The 17,280-nt window shown below is 63.8% G+C and carries 21 protein-coding genes; 10 read left to right on the top strand and 11 right to left on the bottom strand.

The annotated features are described in order from the left end of the window. The first annotated feature begins 226 nt into the window (after positions 1 to 226). The 7 genes from hemL (at position 227) to MHY08_RS09760 (ending at position 6,597) form a co-directional block, all read left to right on the top strand. On the top strand, positions 227 to 1,537 hold the full coding sequence (hemL, locus tag MHY08_RS09790) for a glutamate-1-semialdehyde 2,1-aminomutase (protein WP_239236481.1): 1,311 nt from the start codon (positions 227 to 229) through the stop codon (positions 1,535 to 1,537). Between the two features lie 22 nt (positions 1,538 to 1,559). Continuing rightward, positions 1,560 to 2,168 (top strand): histidine phosphatase family protein, encoded by a 609-nt coding sequence (locus tag MHY08_RS09785; protein ID WP_005327918.1) that lies wholly within the window; start codon positions 1,560 to 1,562, stop codon positions 2,166 to 2,168. Next, positions 2,168 to 2,779, top strand: a complete 612-nt coding sequence (locus tag MHY08_RS09780; protein WP_239236479.1) for a TlpA disulfide reductase family protein — start codon at positions 2,168 to 2,170, stop codon at positions 2,777 to 2,779. Before MHY08_RS09785 ends, MHY08_RS09780 begins: the two co-directional genes overlap by 1 nt. After that, entirely contained in the window at positions 2,780 to 3,583 is an 804-nt protein-coding gene (locus MHY08_RS09775; protein ID WP_239236477.1) for a cytochrome c biogenesis CcdA family protein, read from the top strand. A gap of 7 nt (positions 3,584 to 3,590) precedes the next feature. Further along, complete coding sequence (locus MHY08_RS09770; RefSeq protein ID WP_239236474.1) at positions 3,591 to 5,222, top strand: cytochrome c biogenesis protein ResB; 1,632 nt, start codon at positions 3,591 to 3,593, stop codon at positions 5,220 to 5,222. A gap of 94 nt (positions 5,223 to 5,316) precedes the next feature. Further along, on the top strand, positions 5,317 to 6,336 hold the full coding sequence (gene ccsB, locus MHY08_RS09765; protein WP_239236472.1) for a c-type cytochrome biogenesis protein CcsB: 1,020 nt from the start codon (positions 5,317 to 5,319) through the stop codon (positions 6,334 to 6,336). Further along, positions 6,337 to 6,597 (top strand): helix-turn-helix domain-containing protein, encoded by a 261-nt coding sequence (locus MHY08_RS09760; protein ID WP_005327923.1) that lies wholly within the window; start codon positions 6,337 to 6,339, stop codon positions 6,595 to 6,597. Here MHY08_RS09760 and MHY08_RS09755 read toward each other — a convergent pair. After that, on the bottom strand, positions 6,594 to 6,839 hold the full coding sequence (locus MHY08_RS09755; protein WP_204610314.1) for a hypothetical protein: 246 nt from the start codon (positions 6,837 to 6,839) through the stop codon (positions 6,594 to 6,596). The two genes, MHY08_RS09760 and MHY08_RS09755, sit on opposite strands and share 4 nt — an antisense overlap. A 38-nt stretch (positions 6,840 to 6,877) precedes the next feature. On the opposite strand from MHY08_RS09755, the gene MHY08_RS09750 reads away from it, so the two are divergent. After that, positions 6,878 to 7,204 carry a DUF4229 domain-containing protein gene (locus tag MHY08_RS09750; protein WP_204610312.1) on the top strand — a complete coding sequence of 109 codons (327 nt, stop codon included), beginning with the start codon at positions 6,878 to 6,880 and terminating at the stop codon, positions 7,202 to 7,204. Here the strand turns inward: MHY08_RS09750 and MHY08_RS09745 are convergent. Genes MHY08_RS09745 through MHY08_RS09725 form a run of 5 tightly spaced genes read right to left on the bottom strand, consistent with a single transcriptional unit; the run spans position 7,201 to position 11,471 of the window. After that, positions 7,201 to 8,127, bottom strand: coding sequence for a 1,4-dihydroxy-2-naphthoate polyprenyltransferase (locus tag MHY08_RS09745; RefSeq protein WP_239236470.1), 927 nt, complete (start codon positions 8,125 to 8,127; stop codon positions 7,201 to 7,203). The two genes, MHY08_RS09750 and MHY08_RS09745, sit on opposite strands and share 4 nt — an antisense overlap. A gap of 38 nt (positions 8,128 to 8,165) precedes the next feature. Continuing rightward, positions 8,166 to 8,993 carry a metal ABC transporter permease gene (locus MHY08_RS09740; protein WP_239236469.1) on the bottom strand — a complete coding sequence of 276 codons (828 nt, stop codon included), beginning with the start codon at positions 8,991 to 8,993 and terminating at the stop codon, positions 8,166 to 8,168. Then, on the bottom strand, positions 8,990 to 9,844 hold the full coding sequence (locus MHY08_RS09735; protein ID WP_239236468.1) for a metal ABC transporter permease: 855 nt from the start codon (positions 9,842 to 9,844) through the stop codon (positions 8,990 to 8,992). Before MHY08_RS09735 ends, MHY08_RS09740 begins: the two co-directional genes overlap by 4 nt. After that, positions 9,841 to 10,551 carry a metal ABC transporter ATP-binding protein gene (locus tag MHY08_RS09730; RefSeq protein ID WP_239236467.1) on the bottom strand — a complete coding sequence of 237 codons (711 nt, stop codon included), beginning with the start codon at positions 10,549 to 10,551 and terminating at the stop codon, positions 9,841 to 9,843. Before MHY08_RS09730 ends, MHY08_RS09735 begins: the two co-directional genes overlap by 4 nt. Next, positions 10,551 to 11,471, bottom strand: a complete 921-nt coding sequence (locus MHY08_RS09725; RefSeq protein WP_239194745.1) for a metal ABC transporter solute-binding protein, Zn/Mn family — start codon at positions 11,469 to 11,471, stop codon at positions 10,551 to 10,553. The genes MHY08_RS09730 and MHY08_RS09725 overlap by 1 nt, the downstream gene beginning before the upstream one ends. 108 nt (positions 11,472 to 11,579) lie before the next feature. Between MHY08_RS09725 and MHY08_RS09720 the strand changes: the two genes are divergently transcribed. Further along, entirely contained in the window at positions 11,580 to 12,263 is a 684-nt protein-coding gene (locus MHY08_RS09720) for a metal-dependent transcriptional regulator (RefSeq protein WP_239236466.1), read from the top strand. Here the strand turns inward: MHY08_RS09720 and menE are convergent. The 4 genes from menE to MHY08_RS09705 form a co-directional block, all read right to left on the bottom strand. Next, positions 12,260 to 13,396 (bottom strand): o-succinylbenzoate--CoA ligase, encoded by a 1,137-nt coding sequence (menE, locus tag MHY08_RS09715; protein WP_239236465.1) that lies wholly within the window; start codon positions 13,394 to 13,396, stop codon positions 12,260 to 12,262. The two genes, MHY08_RS09720 and menE, sit on opposite strands and share 4 nt — an antisense overlap. Positions 13,397 to 13,406: 10 nt before the next feature. Further along, complete coding sequence (locus MHY08_RS11685; RefSeq protein ID WP_255710484.1) at positions 13,407 to 13,532, bottom strand: hypothetical protein; 126 nt, start codon at positions 13,530 to 13,532, stop codon at positions 13,407 to 13,409. After that, positions 13,532 to 14,500, bottom strand: a complete 969-nt coding sequence (locus MHY08_RS09710) for a 1,4-dihydroxy-2-naphthoyl-CoA synthase (protein ID WP_239230615.1) — start codon at positions 14,498 to 14,500, stop codon at positions 13,532 to 13,534. Before MHY08_RS09710 ends, MHY08_RS11685 begins: the two co-directional genes overlap by 1 nt. A gap of 296 nt (positions 14,501 to 14,796) precedes the next feature. After that, entirely contained in the window at positions 14,797 to 15,258 is a 462-nt protein-coding gene (locus tag MHY08_RS09705; protein ID WP_005322951.1) for a DIP1984 family protein, read from the bottom strand. Between the two features lie 75 nt (positions 15,259 to 15,333). Between MHY08_RS09705 and MHY08_RS09700 the strand changes: the two genes are divergently transcribed. Continuing rightward, positions 15,334 to 16,374 (top strand): o-succinylbenzoate synthase, encoded by a 1,041-nt coding sequence (locus tag MHY08_RS09700; protein ID WP_370658798.1) that lies wholly within the window; start codon positions 15,334 to 15,336, stop codon positions 16,372 to 16,374. Positions 16,375 to 16,377: 3 nt separating this feature from the next. On the opposite strand, the gene MHY08_RS09695 is transcribed toward MHY08_RS09700, so the two are convergent. Then, on the bottom strand, positions 16,378 to 17,205 hold the full coding sequence (locus MHY08_RS09695) for a hypothetical protein (RefSeq protein WP_239236461.1): 828 nt from the start codon (positions 17,203 to 17,205) through the stop codon (positions 16,378 to 16,380). Positions 17,206 to 17,280 lie beyond the last annotated feature (75 nt).

The following is a 17,280-nucleotide window of genomic DNA, read 5'->3' as shown; positions in this document are numbered from 1 at the left end:
TGCCAGGAGGGGGCGTCGGCAAGCGGGGTGGCACCCACCGAGGTAGGCAGCGGCCGCTCGGGTTCGGGCTGGGCGCAGCCGGCGAGGCAGAAAGCGGCCAGGATGGCGAAAATGAGAGTGCGCTGCATTGAAAATCCCCCCGAATTGAAAAGTGCAACGCCCCGAAGTTTAGCGGCTGACTGTGAATCGCGCACTCCAACTTTTGTATAGCGCGCGAATCGCTAGAATGACAGACATGCCTAATACTTCCCAGTCGCAACAGTGGTTTGAGCGTTCCTCCAAGGTGATTCCGGGCGGGGTGAACTCGCCGGTGCGCGCGTTTGGCTCCGTGGGTGGCCAGGCTCGCGTGATTGAGCGCGGCGCGGGCTCTCGCCTGTGGGACGCCGATGGCAATGAGTACGTTGACCTGGTCAGTTCCTATGGCCCGATGATTCACGGCAATGCGCACCCAGAGATTGTGGAGGCCGTGCAGCAGGCGGCTGCGGGTGGCTTGAGCTTCGGCTCGCCCACCGAGGGTGAGGCCTTGCTGGCGGAGGCCATCGTCGCGCGCACCGCGGCCGATAAGGTGCGCATGGTCAACTCCGGCACCGAGGCCACCATGTCTGCGGTGCGCTTGGCCCGCGGCTACACCGGCCGCGCTAAGGTTTTGAAGTTCGAGGGCTGCTACCACGGCCACGTGGATGCACTGTTGGCCTCGGCCGGCTCCGGCGTGGCGACCTTCGCGCTGCCGGATTCCCCGGGTGTTACGGGCGCGACGGCGGCCGATACCATCGTCGTTCCTTATAACGATATCGAGGCCGTGCGCGAGGCATTTGCGCAGCACCCGGGCGAGATTGCCTGCATCATCGCGGAAGCCTCGGCCGGCAACATGGGCACCGTGGCACCAGAGGAAGGCTTCAACGCCGCGCTTGCCGACGTCGCCCATAGCGACGGCGCCCTCCTCATCCTCGACGAGGTCATGACCGGCTTCCGTACCTCCTATAAGGGCTGGTACGGCGTCGACGGCGTGGCGGCGGACCTGGTGACCTTCGGCAAGGTCGTCTCCGGTGGCCTGCCGGCCGCTGCCTTCGGCGGCCGCGCCGAAGTTATGGACTACCTCGCCCCGGACGGTCCGGTCTACCAGGCCGGTACGCTGTCCGGTAATCCGGTGGCCATGGCCTCCGGATTGAAGTCTTTGGAGCTGGCCGATGAATCGCTCTACGAGCGCCTGCAGGCCAACGCGGACCGCCTGACCGGCATGATTTCTTCCGCGCTGTCGGCCGAGGGCGTAGCGCACCACATCCAGCGGGCGTCTTCGATGTTCTCCATCCGCTTTGCCGAGGGCGAGGGCCGCAACTTTGCCGATATGCAGGCGGCCGAGACCTTCCGCTTCACCCCGTTCTTCCACGCCCTGCTGGATAACGGCATCTACGTCGCGCCGAGCCCATTCGAGACCTGGTTTGTCTCGGATGCTCTTACCGACGCCGACTTTGAACTCATCGAAGCCGCCCTCAAGCCCGCCGCGCAGGCGGCGGCCGCCGCGCGTCCCGCACATTAAGTCCCGCACACCAAGGAGAGACATGACACGCACTATCGTTCACCTCGTGCGCCACGGCGAGGTCCACAACCCGGAGAAGATCCTCTACGGTCGCATCCCGGGCTATCACCTGTCCTCGCGCGGGCATTCCATGGCGGCGCGCACCGCGGAGTCTTTCCGCGACCACGACGTGACCTACCTGGCGGCCTCGCCGCTGCAGCGCGCCCAGGAAACCGCGCGGCCGATTGCGCAGGTAACGGGGCTAGACGTGGACGTCGATAAGACGCTCATCGAGTCCGGCAACCGCTTCGAGGGCCTGCGCACAAAAGGCCTGCGTTCCGCGCTGTGGAACCCGCGCCGCTGGCCGCTGCTGGTCAACCCGCTGGAGCCCTCGTGGGGCGAGCCCTATGAGCAGATTGCCGAGCGCATGCTGGGCTCCATCGAACGCGCCCGCACCGCCGCGGCCGGCCACGAGGCGATCTTGGTCAGCCACCAGCTGCCCATCGTGATGGTGCAGCGCACCGTGCTGGGCCAGCGCCTGCCGCACGCGCCGTGGAACCGCGAATGCGACCTGGCCTCGGTTACCTCCCTGCTTTTTGAGGATAACCAGGTCACCGATATCTTCTACTCCTCGCCGGCCCAGGAGATTTAATGGCACTACAACGCAGACGCGCAGTCGGCGCGGTGCTGGCGGCGGCAGCCATCGCGCTGCCGCTTGCCGGTTGCTCGCAAGACGCCGATAATGCTCAAAACGCCGTTGCTACCGGCGGCAACTTCGAGTTCATCACGCCCGGCGGCGAAAAGGTCATCAATTACGAGGAATCCGAGCGCAAGCCGCTGCGCACGTTCTCCGGTGAGGATGTGCGCTTTAGAGATAAGACCATTTCCCTGGAGGACTATGACGGCGAAATCGTCGTGCTCAACTCCTGGGGCCAGTGGTGCGCTCCGTGCCGCGCCGAGGCCGATGACCTCCAAGAGATCCACTCCGAGCTACAGAAGCGGAAGATTGGCACTGTCTTGGGCATCAACGTGCGCGACTATAACCCGCAGGTGTCCAATGACTTTCTCAAGGATAATGGCCTGACCTACCCCTCCATCTACGATCCACCGTTTAAGACCGCGGCGGCCCTGGGCGGCGTGCCCACCTCTGTGGTCCCGACCACCATCGTCTTGGATAAACAGCACCGCCCGGCTACGGTCTTTTTGCGGTCCATCACCGCTCAAGATGTGATGGACGTAGTGGACAAATTAGAAAAGGAATAAATGGACAACGCAGCGAGCATCGGCAACTCTTTTGCCGAAGCCGCGACCTCCGGCCCTCTCATTCTGGGCCTGTTCGCGGCCGCCGTGGCGGGGCTGGTGAGTTTTGCCAGCCCGTGCGTCGTCCCACTGGTGCCTGGCTATATTTCCTACCTGGCCGGCGTGGTGGGCGGCGAGGTTACGTTTGACGGTGAGTTGGGGGTGGGCGTCGGCAAGCGCAGGCAATGGGCCGTGGTACTGGCCGCCGCCTTGTTCATCCTGGGCTTTACCGTGGTTTTCCTGCTGGCGACGGTCTCCGTATTCGGCGCGATTTCCGCGCTTCGGCTCAATGAGGAGACGCTCATGCGCATCGGCGGCGGCGTGACCATCCTGATGGGTGTGGTTTTCCTCGGCGCGATCCCGGCGCTGCAGAAGGACACCCGCATGGCGCCGAAGCGCTGGACCACCTGGCTGGGCGCGCCGCTGCTGGGCGGGATTTTCGCGCTGGGTTGGACGCCGTGCTTGGGCCCAACGCTGGCCGCGATTATTTCCGTATCGGCCGGCACCGAAGGCATGACGGCCGCGCGCGGCGTGCTGCTCATCATCTTTTATTGCCTGGGCTTGGGCCTGCCGTTCCTGCTGGTGGCGCTGGGCTCCGCGCGGGCAATGCGCTCGATTTCGTGGGCCCGCAAGCACTCGCATACCATCCAGGTCATCGGCGGCGTGGCCATGATCCTCGTCGGCTTGGCCCTGGTAACCGGCCTGTGGGGCGAGTTTATTAACTTCATCCGCCAGTGGACCGTGGACTACGGCGCCACCCTGATTTAGGAGAGACGTGAAATATTTCCGCAAAGCCTGGCATTGGCTGACCAGCATGCGCACGGCACTGGCGCTGCTTTTCTTGCTGGCGCTGGCCGCGATTCCCGGTTCCTTGCTGCCGCAGCGCGACCTCAACGAGCAGAACGTGCAGGACTTCATCGAGTCCAACGGCAACGTAGCGAAGATCTACGACAAGCTGCAGCTTTTCGACGTCTTTTCTTCCGTCTGGTTCCAGGCCATCTTCATCCTCTTGGCCATTTCCCTGGTGGGCTGCATCCTGCCGCGCTCTTGGGATCACTACAAGGCGTGGAAGACACCGCCAACGCGCGCGCCGAAATACCTCCACAAGCTGCCGCTGGCGGCCGAGGGGCACTCGGATAAGAGCGAGGACGAGCTATCCGCGGAAATTACAAAGCGCCTGAAGAAGTGGCGCGTGGCCGAGTACGCCCCCGAAGAAGACCGCGCCGGCGTGCATACCTTCTCCGCGGAGCGCGGCTACGGCCGCGAGCTGGCTAACCTCATTTTCCACGTGGCGCTGGTGGCCATCTTGGTCACCGTCGCTGCCGGCCGCTTGGTCAACTATGAGGGCCAGGTCATCGTGGTCACCGAGTCCGGCTCGCAGGGCGGCGGCCAGACCCTGGATCAGTCCACAGAGTTCTGCAATACCTCCACGTCCAACTTTGACTCCTTCCGCGCCGGCCCGCTTTTCGACGGCACCGGTCTCCACCCCTTCTGCTTCATCGCCCATGACTTCGCGGCGGATTACCTGCCCAACGGCCAGGCGGAGATGTTTACCTCCAACGTCTCCTACGCGGAGGGCGAGGACATCTACAAGGATGACTCCGAGTGGAAGGACTATGAGCTCAAGGTCAACCACCCGCTGCGTTTGGCGCACAACCGCGTCTACTTGCAGGGCCACGGCTACGCGCCGACGGTCACGGTGGAATGGCCCAATGGCGAAAAGCGCACCCAGACCATTCAGTTCCAGCCGAATGACACGACCTTCTTCTTGTCCTCCGGCGCGATGCGCTTCGACCCACCGGCCGGCATGCACCCGGATCTCTATGACCGCCGCCAGAACCAGATCGCCATCCAGGGCCTCTTCGCGCCCACGGCCGAATGGGCCGGCGAGAACGGCAAGCTGCTGCAGTCCGCATATCCCGGGCTGCAGGATCCGGCGATGGCCATCGATATCTACCGCGGTGATGCCGGCCTGGACACCGGCACCCCGCAGTCCTTCTTCTCGCTGGACCCGAACCTGGTGCAGTCCGGCCAGCTACAAAAGATTGACCGCGTGAACCTCAACCAGGGCGAGGACGTCACCCTGGACGATGGCACGAAGATCACCTTTGACGGCGCCAGCGAGTTCGCCAACTACCAGGTCTCTTATGATCCTTTCCAGAAGTGGGTGCTGGCCTCCGCGCTGGTGATGCTCATTTCCTTGGTGGGATCGCTAGTGATTAAGCGCCGCCGCGTCTACATCCGCCTGCGGCCGAACGCGGCCGGCGGCACCGACGTGGAAATGGGCGGCCTCGCCCGCACCGACCGCGCCGGCTGGTCCGAGGAGTTCCACGAGCTGCACCGCGCGCTGCTGGAGCTGCCCGACCCAGACGAGGTCGAAGAAGACGAACTTTATACCGACGATTAGCGCCCCGGCCCGATCCAACAAAAGTTGGATTGGGCCGTTTCGCTGAGTAAGGTAATCAGCACTTATCCCGCACGTGTGAAGGCTAGGAGCATTCATGCAGATCGATCAGAATCTGTCTAATTTCTCGGATATCGCGGTGCAGACCGCCTTTGTGGTGTACTGCGTCGCGCTCTTTTTGTCGCTGTTTTACTACGGCCGCATGCAGGGCATCATCGAGGGCCGCCGCGCCGTGAAGTCCGAGGCCGCGAAGGTCTTGGTGGGGGCGGGCGCTGGGGGCGTCGACAAGCAGAGCTATGCCGGCGAGGTTGCCCAGTCTTCTTCCGGAATCACGGCCGATGAGCTGAAGGAAAAGGAGCGCAAGGCCGATAAGCTCGGCGGCATGACCAGCGCGCTGATGTGGGTGGGCATTGCCCTGCACGCCGCGGCGATTGTGTTACGTGGCCTGGCTACCGGCCGCTTCCCGTTTGGCAACCTGTACGAGTACGTGCTGATGGTGAGCTTTGGCGTGCTGCTGGTGGGCAATATTGCCATGCAGCGCAAGGAATGGCGCACCGTGTGGCCGTGGTTGCTCACCCCGACCCTCGCGCTGATGTTTTATGGCTCCACCAAGCTCTATGCCGAGTCCGCCCCGGTGGTGCCGGCGCTGCAGTCGCACTGGCTGCCCATCCACGTCACCGTGGTTTCTTTGGGTGCGTCCATCGGTATTATCTCCGGCATTGTCTCGCTGCTGACGCTGTTCCGTATGGCGCAACCGAAGCATGCCGAGCATGGCTTCTTCGGTGCGGTGGCCCGCCCGCTGCCTTCTGCCGCGAAGATTGACCAGCTGGCCTACCGCCTGGCTGTTATCACCCTGCCGACCTTGGGCTTGGGCATCCTCTTGGGCGCCATCTGGGCCGAGTCCGCCTGGGGCCGCTTCTGGGGCTGGGACCCGAAGGAGACCGTGTCCTTTGCCACCTGGATCCTGTATGCCGCTTACCTGCACGCGCGTGCGACGCCGGCCTTCCGCAAGGCGGCGCCATGGATCAACGTTATGGCGATGGCGCTGATGGTCTTCAACCTGATCTTTATCAATATGGTCGTCTCCGGCCTGCACTCCTATGCGGGGCTGAACTAGATGGCGGAGCATACGAGCCCGCGCCATAAACAGGGAAAGCCGGCCGGCGATAATGCCGTGATTTTGGGCCTTGGCGCCCAATTTGCCGAGCGGCGCCGCGAGTTGGGCATTTTGCAGCAGCAGCTTGCCGACGCCGCCGGTATCTCCCGCTCCACCCTCCACACCATCGAGCACGGTGGTGCGGGCGTGCGTTGGGAAAAGATTACCGCCGTGGCCGAGGCCTTAGGCCTCGAGATGCGGTTTGTGCCGAAGGAAGCCTAGTCATTCTCGCCGTCGGCGTCGCGTTTGCGGCGCTGGCGGCGTTTTTCTTCTTCTGCCTCCTGTGCGCGGCGCTGCTTGAAGCGCTCCTTTTCTAGGTTCCACAGGAATTCCTCGTCATCGTCGGGGCCCTTGATAGCGCGGGGTTGTTCCACCTCGCGCTTTTTCCATGTCGAGGGCCCGAAGGCCTTCCAGACGAGGTAGGCGGCGAGGACAAAGAGTAGGAGGAGGATGATTCGGCCCATGCGTGCGATTCTACCTGCACCGCGTACAATCAACCCCCATGACGCATAACCCTGAGCCACCCAAGCCGGACCCAGAACTGCGCCGCCGTTCGCGCGCGGCGCTGTGGAAGTACGGGCTCGCCCGCGTAGTGCTTTTTATCGCATTGACCGCGGTGATCGAGATTTTGGCCATCACCATCGGCTTTCCCATCCCGGTGCTCATCGCGGCGCTGCTGGCGCTTTTTGTGGCGCTGCCGCTATCGATGCTGATCTTTAAAAAGTGGCGCATCGAGGCCACCCAGACGCTGGCCGAGTACTCCGCCCAGCGCAAGGCCCACAAGCGCTGGGTCCAGGCGGAGCTGGAAGGCCGCGCCGCGCAGGACTAGACGATGATGAGTGCTGCGGCCTCGATCACGGCCCACAGCAGCATCGCGCGGCCGGTCAGACCGAGCACGGGGATAAGCTCTGGGCCTTTGGCGCCGCGGTTGACGGTGCGGATGGCGCGCAGCGCAAGGGGGAAGTAGACCAAGCCGGCGAGCGCGAGCCAGCTGCCGAAGGCGATGCCGATGGTCAGCAAGAATGGCAGCAGGAGCAGCACCGTAAAGAGCAGGCGCGCCTTCTCGTTGCCGAGGCGCACGGCGAGGGTAATCTTGCCGGTCTCGGCGTCGGAAGGAATATCGCGGATATTGTTGACCAGGTTGACGCCGGAGCTCATCGCGCCGATGCCCACGGCCAGTGCGAGGCCCGACCACGATAGGCGGCCGGCCTGGGTGAATTCGGTGCCAAGCACGGCGACGAGACCGAAGAAGATAAAGACTGCGACCTCGCCGAGCCCGCGGTAGCCATACGGGTTCTTGCCGCCGGTATAAAACCAGGCGCCGGCGATGCATAGCGCACCGACGAGGATGAGCCACCACGCATGCGCCGCGAGGGAGAGCGCGATGCCGGCGAGCCCGGCCACGGCGAAGGCGGCAAAGGCCGCGAGCTTTACGTGCTGCGGGCGGGCCAAGCCACCGCCGGTCAGGCGCTGTGGGCCGGTGCGGTCGTCGTCAGTGCCGCGGATGCCATCCGAATAGTCATTGGCGTAGTTCACGCCGATGATAAGCGCCCACGCCACGATGAGGGCGAGGAGCGCGCGGCCCACGTGGCCGCCGTCGATGCCGAATGCCGCGCCGGTGCCCGCAATGACGGGCGCGAACGCGTTGGCCCAGGTATGCGGGCGCGCGCCCTCGAGCCAATCCTGAGCAGTGGCGGGGTAATTACCGGCGGAACGGGCCCCAGAATTCGGGGCAGACTTCGACGCAGACATAGCCACCATTGTGCCACTGCGGCACGCGCGGGCGGCAATTAGCCAAGGTAGGCGCGACGGCGCAGCCGATAGGCAGCTAGTGCCGCGAAGAAAAAAGTGGCATTGGTGACCGTCATCGCGGCGGAGGTGGCCGCATCAAGCCAATAGGCCAGCCAGAATCCTGCGACTGCGCTGAGTGCTGCGATACCGCAAGCGGCGAGCATTAGGGTAGGCACGCGGCGGGTGAAAAGCCGCGCGGTCATGGTGGGAAAGACCATCAAGGCGATTACCAGCATGGCGCCGGCGGCGTGGAAAGCGGCAGTAGCGGTGCAGGCAACTACCGCCATAAAGGTCGTCTGTACAGCGCGGGAGTGGACCCCGCGCACGGTGCAGAACGCAGCGTCAAATGACGTGGCTGCTAGGCGCGGCAGGGCAAACGCGAAAAAGATCGCATTCGCGGCGAGCACGGCGGCCATGACATAGCAATAGTGGGGGTTAGAAAAGGCGGCGAGGTTAACATCGCCAACCAAGACGGCGTGGACGTCGATATGCACGTGGCTCATTCGGGTGGAGATGAGGATGACGCCGGCGGCAAAGAGGGCGGGAAAGATGAGGCCCAGGGCGGCGTCGGCAGTAACCAGCGCGCTGCGCTGCAGCCACCGCGTGCCAAGCGCAACGGTCAGGGCGCCGGCTGCGGCGGTAATAAGCAGCAGCGGGGAGTCGATATCGGAGGTTAAAAGGTAGCCCACGGCGATGCCGGGGAGGACGGCGTGGCCGATGCCGTCGATAAGCATGGCCTGTCCCTGTAGAACTACAAAAGTGCCGGGCAGCGCGCATGCTACGGCGGTAAGGACGGCGAGCAGGCAAGCGGTAGCGGCAAGGGTCATGGTCGAAGCTTTCTGATGACGAGGCTGAACGCTACGGCGGCGGCTTGCACCAGCACGATGATGGGGCCGGTGGGCAGCGGACCGAAGGCGATGGAAAGGTAGCAACCCGCGGCGGCGGTGAGCGCGCCCAGGAAGCCTGCTAGCGCAATGAAGGGAAGCAGGCGGTGAACCCAGGGGCGGGCGGCCGCGGCCGGGCTGATGACTACGGCCACCATGAGGACCACGCCGACCACCTTGACGCCTATAACCGTGACGGCGGTTAAGGAGAGGAAGCTGAGGGCATTTAAGGCCGTGGTGCGAATGCCGGCTACGCGGGCAAAGGGGGCGTCAAAGGCGACGGTGGCTTGCCGAGTGTGTACCGAAGAAAGAATTAGCAAGACGCCGCCGCCAATGACGAGCGCAGAACTCACATCGGCGCGCGTGAGTGTGGACGCGTTTCCCAGCAGGTAATCCTGGATGCCGGCCTTGCCGGGCAAGGGCTGGCGGGAAATATGCTGCATGAGCAGCATGCCGATGGAGAAGAATGTGGTAAGCGTAGCGGCCATCGCGGTGGTCGGGCCGAGCGGGGCCAGCCGTGGAATCAGGTGAATACAGCCGACGGCCAGTGTGCCGGTGAGGATGGCGCCGGCAGAAAGCAGCCAGATATTGCGGCCGTCCCACCCTAAGGCCGTAGCCACGACGAAGGCGACCAGCAGGCCAGGCAGGGAGGAATGCGAGATGGCATCAGCGAGCAGGCTGGTGCGGCGCACATAGACCAGCGGGCCGAGCGCACCGGCGCAGGCTCCGATGAGTACCGTCCCCAAAAGCGCCTGCGTATAGGTGAAATCCTGAAAGAGCTCTAGTGGGTTCATGACGGCAAGCAGAACATGTCGGCGATGGCGGATTCGGTCAGTACCTGGCCAGTAGGGCCGGCGGCGATAAGGCGGCCTTGCCCCACCATGAGGACCTCATCACAGAAATTGGCCACCTCTGCAAGGTTGTGGTGGACCAGCAATATGGTGGCGCCATCGGCGCGCAGATTCTCCAGTACCTCCATGATGGCGCGCTGGCTTGCGGCGTCGACCCCAGCGAAGGGCTCATCCAAGATAATGAGCTCGGGATCGCTCACGAGCGTGCGAGCGAGTAAGACGCGCTGGCGCTGGCCGCCGGACAAGGCCGAAATGGGCAGGTGCGAGTGCTCTTGCATTCCGGTGCGGGCGAGCGCGTCGTGAGCGGCGCGCTTATCGACGCGGCTCGGCCACTGCCACCAGCGCAGGCCGGCGGTACGACCCATAAGCGCGACGTCGAAGGCCGTGGCCGGAAAATCCCAATCGATATCCGCGTGCTGCGGCATGTAACCGAGCCGGTGGCGGAAATGGGCAAGGTTGGTGCCATCAAAGGTGAGCGATTCGCAGTTAAGCGGTGGAAGCAAGCCCACCACGGTGCGCACAAGGGTGGACTTGCCGGAGCCGTTGGCGCCCACGAGGCCGGTGATGGTGGCGGGAGTGAGGGCAAAGGTGGCGTCGGCAAGCAGGGGCGTGCGCGGATAGCCTGCGGTGAGGTGGGTGGCGCGCAGCATTAGCTTAAGGCCTTTGCCACGGTGTGTGCGTTGTGCTCGAAAGCCCCAAGGTAGGTATCGGTGGGCGCGTCGGGTCCGAGGGTATCGGCGAAGAGCTCCTCGTCCGAGACGGTAACCTTCCAGCCGCGGGACTCCACGGCCTGCTGCAGCGAGGTGATGGCCTGTGGGTTGGCTTGATTGTCCTTGAAGATGACGGGGACCTTTTTATCGGCGATGGTATCGGCCAGAGCGGAAATCTCGGTGGCGGATTTTGTGGCCTCGGTGGTGACGAAATCGGTGGCGTGAATGTCAAAGTCGAAGGTCTTGCCAAAGTAGTTGAAAGCATCATGGCCGGTGATGAGCACCCGGGGCTTCGCAGCAGCGAGTTCCTTCTTAGCCTTGTCCTGTGCGGCGGCGATCTGGCTTTCGTAGTTATCGGCGGCAGTGGAGTAGTCCGCGGCGTGCTCGGAGTCGATATCGCCAAGTTTGTCGCCGATGCTCTCGACAGCCTGGCTCCACAGCTTGGGGCTATTCCAGATATGCGGATCATAGAGTTGCTCGCCGCCCTTTCCTTGTTCCGGCCAGGGCAGGAGATCTTGTTCATCGAGCTGATCGCCCACCGCGAGCTGCTTGTCTCCCAGGGACTTGAGCTGGTCCACCATCTGGGCCTCGAGGTGGAGGCCATTCCAAAGTACGAGGTCGGCGTCCTTCATAGCCTCAATATCGTGCGTGGTGGGCTGGTAGGTGTGCGGATCACCGCCGGGGCCGACCATGGTGGTGATATCGGCTTCGGGGGCGAGGTTGGCTGCGGCATCGGCCAAGTAGCCGGTGGTGGCGAAGATTTTTAGGCTATCTCCGTGGTTGTCATCGCCGCTTGAGCAGGCCGTTAGCGTAGTAGCGGCGAGCAGTACGGCGAGGGGAAGTGCGGTGGTTTTCTGCAACGAAAAGTCCTTAAAGTAGAAATGAATACCAAAGTTCAATGGAATGAACTCTGTAAAACATACATATTGAAACTTACGGAAGCAATACGATGAACTACGATGGGGTGAATGCACGTAAGCGAGCTGCCCGAACGCACCCAGGACTACCTCAAGATTTTGTGGAACCACGAGGAAAAGGCGGGTTCTGATACCGCCATGCCGCTCGGTGATCTGGCCAAGGCTGCCGGTCAGAAGCTGCCCACCACCTCCGAGGCCGTCAAGCGCCTCGCGGCCAAGGGCCTAGTGGAGCACGAGCGTTACTTTGGTGTTCGGCTGGTGGAGGAAGGCCGCGAGTTGGCCGTGGCTATGGTGCGCCGCCACCGGTTGCTCGAGACCTTTTTGGTACGCACCTTGGGCTATACCTGGGACGAGGTGCATGAGGAAGCCGAAATGCTAGAGCATGCGACCTCCGATAGGTTTGTCGAGCGCATCGATGCTTTCCTCGGCGCCCCTGCGCGCGATCCCCACGGCGATCCCATTCCGGCGGCCGATGGCACGGCTGAGCCGCTCTCGCGCATTACGCTTGCCGACGTCCCACCCAACTCTCCCGCCACCATGGAACAGGTCAATGACGCCGATGGCGAATTCCTGCGCTACTTGGACAAGCACGGGGTTCGTCCAGGCGTGCGGCTGACCGTCGTTGCCCCGCCGGTAGCCGGCCTCCTAGAGGTTAGCGTGGATAATGGAGCCAGCTTTTCGCTCGGCGAATCCGCGGCGCGCGAGATTGCGGTGCGCGATACGGAAAGTGGCTAAGCGCCGAAGATGCGCGCTACCGCCTGGCGGTCTATCTTGCCCGGCCCTGCGGTGGGGAATTCCGCGAGGCGCTTGATGTCCTTCGGGATCTGCCAGCGGGGGAGCTCGGCATCTTCGAGGGCTTCGAGGATATCGCCGATATCGGCCCAGCCGGTATAGGCCGCCATAATCGCCTGGCCGAGGCGCGGGTGAGGCACGCCGACGACGCAGGCATGGTCCACGCCCTTGACCTTGAGGATTTCGGTTTCTAGCGCCTCTGGGTGCAGCTTGAGGCCGCCGGAGTCGATGACGTTATCCAGCCGGCCGGTGACGGTGAGGGTGCCGGCGTCGATAAAGCCGCCGTCGGACGTGGCGAACCAGCCTGGCTCGCGGAAGGCCTGGTGCTCGGGCGCGTTGCGGTAGCCATGGGCGATGGTGGGCCCGCCCAAGAGGATGCGCCCGTCCTGGACGCGCACCTGGGCCCCAGGAATCGGCCGGCCATCGTAGACGCAGCCACCGGCGGTTTCAGACGACCCATACGTCGCCACCACCGCAATGCCCAGTTCCTCGGCCGCTGCGCGCAGGCGCGGGTTGATGGCCGCGCCACCGACAAGGATGGAGTCAAAGGTGCGCAGCGCGTCGATGCCTTCGACCGAATCCATGGCCTTAGCCAGTTGTAGCGGGGTGAGCGCGGTATAGGTGCGGTCCCCGGTACGGTCGAGATCTGCGGCCGCGCGGGCGAAGGTGGGTATATCGAAGCCCTCGCCGAGATCCATGCACAGCGGGTCGACGCCCGCTACCAGCGAGCGCACCAGTACCTGGATGCCGGCGATGTGGTGGGCCGGCATGGCGAGCAGCCACTGGCCGGTGCCGCCGAGCACCTGGTGGGTGGCATCCGCGCTGGCCACCAGGTTTGCTGGGGTGAGCTGCGCGCCTTTCGGCGTGCCAGTGGAGCCAGAGGTGGACATCACCAGGGCGATGCTGGAGTCGATGGGCTCGCCGGCGCGTTGAGTATTGCGCAGGAGGGTGGCGCGGGTGGCGTCGGCAAGCGGGAGCGGCAAAAAGCACCCTTGGCCAGCAATGGCGGCCTCCAAATCGGGGAGGATGCTGGCCGGGTTATGTGGATCAACCGGAAGCGGGGAGAGGATAGTCACGGAGGCGATTTTAACCGTCGAAGGGGCGGGTTTCGTTCTTTTCTGCCTTGCGTATGCCGCGCAGCAACACGATGCGCCCAACGACGAGCGCACCCGTGGCAACGACGGCAATGCCGATACAAAAAGCGATAAGCATTAGTAGTAGTACGGGAAGCTATCCCAGTTGGGCTCGCGCTTTTCTAGGAAGGACTCCTTGCCCTCGACGGCCTCGTCGGTCATATAGGCCAGGCGGGTGGCCTCGCCGGCGAAGACCTGCTGGCCCATCAGGCCATCATCGGTGAGGTTGAAGGCGAATTTCAGCATGCGCTGGGCGGTGGGGGACTTCATGTTGATCTCCTGGCCCATGCGGATGGCGGCGTCTTCCAGCTCGCCGTGGTCCGCGACCTCATTGACCGCGCCCATTTCGTACATGCGCTGGGCATCGTAGGTGCGACCTAAGAAGAAGATTTCGCGGGCGAATTTCTGGCCCACCATCTTGGCCAGGTACGCCGAGCCATAGCCGGCGTCGAAGGATCCCACGTCCGCGTCCGTCTGCTTGAAGCGTGCTTCTTGGCGGGAAGCGACCGTCATATCGCAGACCACGTGCAGCGAGTGCCCTCCGCCGGCCGCCCAACCATTGACCACGGCGATGACCACCTTGGGCATGGTGCGGATCAGGCGCTGGACCTCGAGGATGTGCAGGCGGCCGCCCTCGACCTTCTCGCGGGCGGTGTCCACGGTGGATTCATCCGCAGTGGCGTCATCGTGGGCGTGCTCGGTGGCGTAGCGGTATCCGGAGCGGCCGCGAATGCGCTGGTCGCCGCCGGAACAAAACGCCCAGCCGCCGTCCTTTGCGGAGGGGCCATTGCCGGTGAGCAGGATCGTTCCCACATCTGGCGTGCGGCGGGCGTGGTCGAGGGCGCGGTAGAGCTCGTCTACGGTATGCGGGCGAAACGCATTGCGCACCTCCGGGCGGTCGAAGGCGATGCGCACGATGCCGTTCTTGCGGCCCTCGCCGTTGAGCCGGTGATAGGTGATATCCGTCAGGTCCTCAAAACCTTCTACGGCATGCCACAGTTCCGGGCGGAACGGATTATCGGTGCTGTATTTTTTCTGCTCGCTCATGATGGCCAGCTTAGTGGCAAAAGAAGAATAGTCCCCATTCCCAACCCTCACCCACACACGCTGCCCAGCAGGCCGGTAATAATCAATACGCGATACTGCGAGGTTGTTGCCCCGCACAATACCCGTGTACGCCATACCAGCGCGGTACTCCATGCCATGGGGAGACTCGAACTCCCCCGCCCCTTAAAAGCGCTAAAGGGGGCCTGCATTCCCTCGACTTTCCCCTCCAGGGTGGGGGCCTGCTCGCTGCAGGCGTGTGGGCTACCATCGCGCGCTCTAAGCAGCGCGCGATATGACTATCCGTTTTTCAGTTCGGTATTCCAGTTCAGCTGCTGGATGCGGGTATCCAGCTCGCGGTACTGCTTAGACAGATCGTCGACGCGCTTGCGCAGATCCGCCACCGGGATGGTGGAGACAAACTTAATCTCAGTGCGGGAATAGCGATCCGAGCGCGTGCCCGCCCTCTGCGCCAGGTCGTGGTAGATGCGGCGCTTGCGCAAGAGGCCGTCGCGAAGCGCGAGGGCTTCCATCAAGTTCCTCTTCTCATCAAAGGCGGTGGCGATATTCGTCGCATTGATGGCCTGCACCAGCTCATCGATGCGCCCGGCCACGCCGTCGAGCTCGCGCAGCAGCTCCTGCGGATCCTCATCCGGGGTATCGCCCTCCTGCACGCGGGCCACGGTGAGCAGCCGCTCGTGCAGGCTATTGAGGCGCTCCTGCGCCTGCGCACGCTCCGCCAATGCCTCAGCTAGCAGCATAATTCCTCCTTTATTGGTATAGGTTCCCAAAATAGCGCAGAGCGGGGGAGGGGTCAACGGCCGGCGGGCGCTACCATGAAGGCCATGCATATCGATGACGTCCTCGACCGCGCCCACGTAGTCTCCCTCCCCCTCGCCGTGCGTTTCCGCGGCATTACCACTAGGGAAGCCCTGCTCATCGAGGGGCCGGCCGGCTGGGGCGAGTTCGCGCCCTTCCTGGAATACGGCCCGGCCGAGTCCGCCGCGTGGCTGCGCGCCGGGCTCGAGGCCTCCTACGAGGGTTTTCCGGAGCCGGTGCGCGATTCCATCGAGGTCAACGCCACCATCCCGGCCGTACCCGCCAGCGAGGTCCCGGCCGTGGTGGAGCGCTACCCCGGCTGCCGCACCTTCAAAATCAAGGTAGCGGAGAAGGGGCACACGCTTGCCGACGACGCCGCTCGCGTCCGCGCCGTCCGCGACGCCGTCACCCAACGCGGCGATATCCCTATCCTGCGCGTGGACGCCAACGGCGGCTGGACCGTCGATGAGGCGGTCGAGGCCGCGCAGATGATGATGCCGCTGGACTATATGGAACAGCCCTGCGCCACCACCGAGGAGCTCGCCCAGGTCCGCGGCCGCCTTATGCGCGCCGGCCTCTTTGTGCGCGTCGCCGCCGATGAATCCATTCGCAAGGTCGCCGACCCCTATCGCGTCGCCGAATTGCAGGCGGCAGATGTCGCCGTGGTCAAGCCCGCCCCACTCGGTGGCGTCCGCCGCGTCCTCGAGGTGGCCCAACACCTACGCCAGCGTCATATGGATATCACGGTGGCCTCCGCGCTCGATACCTCCATTGGCATCAATATGGGCCTTGCAGCCGTCGCCGCGCTCCCGCGCATCTACGACGACGAGGACATCGACGTCACCCCAGCCGCAGCCGGCCTTGCCACCGGCTCCCTTTTTGAAGAGGATGTCACCGCCCCGCGCCCGCTTGTCGATGGCCACCTTCCCGCCGATATCCTCGCCCCCGACCCAGACCGCCTCGCTGCGCTCGCCGCCCCCGCCGGCCGCCGCGACTGGTGGTTCGACCGCGTTCGCGCCTGCTGGCCGCACCTTGCTGAATCGCACCTTTCTGACTAGGTCCTAGAGCAAGCTCTGGTGAAACCTCCACGCCGGAGTCGCCAGTGCCCGCCGCACCTTTTGCGGCCTGCTCTTTAGCCCGCGCACACTGCGGCGATGCGCCACCGTCTCCTGCACCGTCTCCACCACCAGCTTGAGGTGGTAGTCGGTGCACTCATCCGTAAACTTCAGTGGCGCCCATCCGTGCTGCACCGCGTGGTTGGTCTTCCATGTCCCGATGAGGAATTCTCGGTGATTATTCTCCGGCGTGTGATAGAACAACGAGTCCAAGTCCACCACCGTCGTTCCCGCTTCGAAGCCTAAATCCCAGGTATATGGTCCTAGCCGGAAATTCGGCACGGGCTTGAGACCCACCCGCCGCATCTCGCGAAACATCCGCTGCTCCCACTTCGATGCCGTCCCCACCGGCGCCCTTTCTGCTAACTCGCGCACCGCGTCCCTTTTCTTGCTGGTCACCAGCTCTAAATCAGCCGCGAATCTCCCCCTTCCGTTGAGCCCGCGGTAGGCCTGCGCCAGGGCCTCTTTGAGCAGCCACTTGTCACAGCGCTCGAAGCTCAGCGCATCTGCCACCGCCTGCGCGGGCAACGCCATCTTTACGCCCTTTACCCGATTTACCGGCACCGGCCGCGACCTCACAGTACGCACCAGCCCATCCGCCCGTGCCCGGCGATTGTTATCTACCCGAATCGTTGCCGGCAGCTGCACCTTACAAAAGCCATAGGCTGCGAGCGCGGCCGTTCCCGTAAACACCGCATCCGGATAAAGCTGCGCCACCGCGGCGAGCTTATCCTTCGCACTCGCCTCCGCCGCGATGTAACAGTTGCGCCGCAAGCGTACAAGCGTTCCCTCACTAATCCTGCAGCGGATTTGATAGTCAGTAAGGCCTAAATCTAGTAATTCATTTCT

Source organism: Corynebacterium sp. ACRPJ, from assembly GCF_022347345.1.
In the GTDB taxonomy this organism is placed as follows: domain Bacteria; phylum Actinomycetota; class Actinomycetes; order Mycobacteriales; family Mycobacteriaceae; genus Corynebacterium; species Corynebacterium tuberculostearicum_D.
Note: the sequence above shows the minus strand (reverse complement) of the source record. Positions and strands in the feature narration are given on the sequence as shown.

Bases quoted from the DNA above. Each gene is read 5' to 3' on its own strand.
- MHY08_RS09730 (WP_239236467.1), bottom strand. From the start codon at position 10,551: ATGCTGCGCGCCACCCACCTCACCGCAGGCTATCCGCGCACGCCCCTG.
- MHY08_RS09780 (WP_239236479.1), top strand. From the start codon at position 2,168: ATGGCACTACAACGCAGACGCGCAGTCGGCGCGGTGCTGGCGGCGGCA.
- ccsB (WP_239236472.1), top strand. From the start codon at position 5,317: ATGCAGATCGATCAGAATCTGTCTAATTTCTCGGATATCGCGGTGCAG.
- MHY08_RS09710 (WP_239230615.1), bottom strand. From the start codon at position 14,500: ATGAGCGAGCAGAAAAAATACAGCACCGATAATCCGTTCCGCCCGGAA.
- MHY08_RS09700 (WP_370658798.1), top strand. From the start codon at position 15,334: ATGAAGGCCATGCATATCGATGACGTCCTCGACCGCGCCCACGTAGTC.
- MHY08_RS11685 (WP_255710484.1), bottom strand. From the start codon at position 13,532: ATGCTTATCGCTTTTTGTATCGGCATTGCCGTCGTTGCCACGGGTGCG.
- MHY08_RS09785 (WP_005327918.1), top strand. From the start codon at position 1,560: ATGACACGCACTATCGTTCACCTCGTGCGCCACGGCGAGGTCCACAAC.
- MHY08_RS09705 (WP_005322951.1), bottom strand. From the start codon at position 15,258: ATGCTGCTAGCTGAGGCATTGGCGGAGCGTGCGCAGGCGCAGGAGCGC.
- MHY08_RS09775 (WP_239236477.1), top strand. From the start codon at position 2,780: ATGGACAACGCAGCGAGCATCGGCAACTCTTTTGCCGAAGCCGCGACC.
- MHY08_RS09720 (WP_239236466.1), top strand. From the start codon at position 11,580: ATGCACGTAAGCGAGCTGCCCGAACGCACCCAGGACTACCTCAAGATT.
- MHY08_RS09755 (WP_204610314.1), bottom strand. From the start codon at position 6,839: ATGGGCCGAATCATCCTCCTCCTACTCTTTGTCCTCGCCGCCTACCTC.
- MHY08_RS09760 (WP_005327923.1), top strand. From the start codon at position 6,337: ATGGCGGAGCATACGAGCCCGCGCCATAAACAGGGAAAGCCGGCCGGC.
- hemL (WP_239236481.1), top strand. From the start codon at position 227: ATGACAGACATGCCTAATACTTCCCAGTCGCAACAGTGGTTTGAGCGT.
- MHY08_RS09740 (WP_239236469.1), bottom strand. From the start codon at position 8,993: ATGACCCTTGCCGCTACCGCTTGCCTGCTCGCCGTCCTTACCGCCGTA.
- MHY08_RS09735 (WP_239236468.1), bottom strand. From the start codon at position 9,844: ATGAACCCACTAGAGCTCTTTCAGGATTTCACCTATACGCAGGCGCTT.
- MHY08_RS09745 (WP_239236470.1), bottom strand. From the start codon at position 8,127: ATGTCTGCGTCGAAGTCTGCCCCGAATTCTGGGGCCCGTTCCGCCGGT.
- MHY08_RS09750 (WP_204610312.1), top strand. From the start codon at position 6,878: ATGACGCATAACCCTGAGCCACCCAAGCCGGACCCAGAACTGCGCCGC.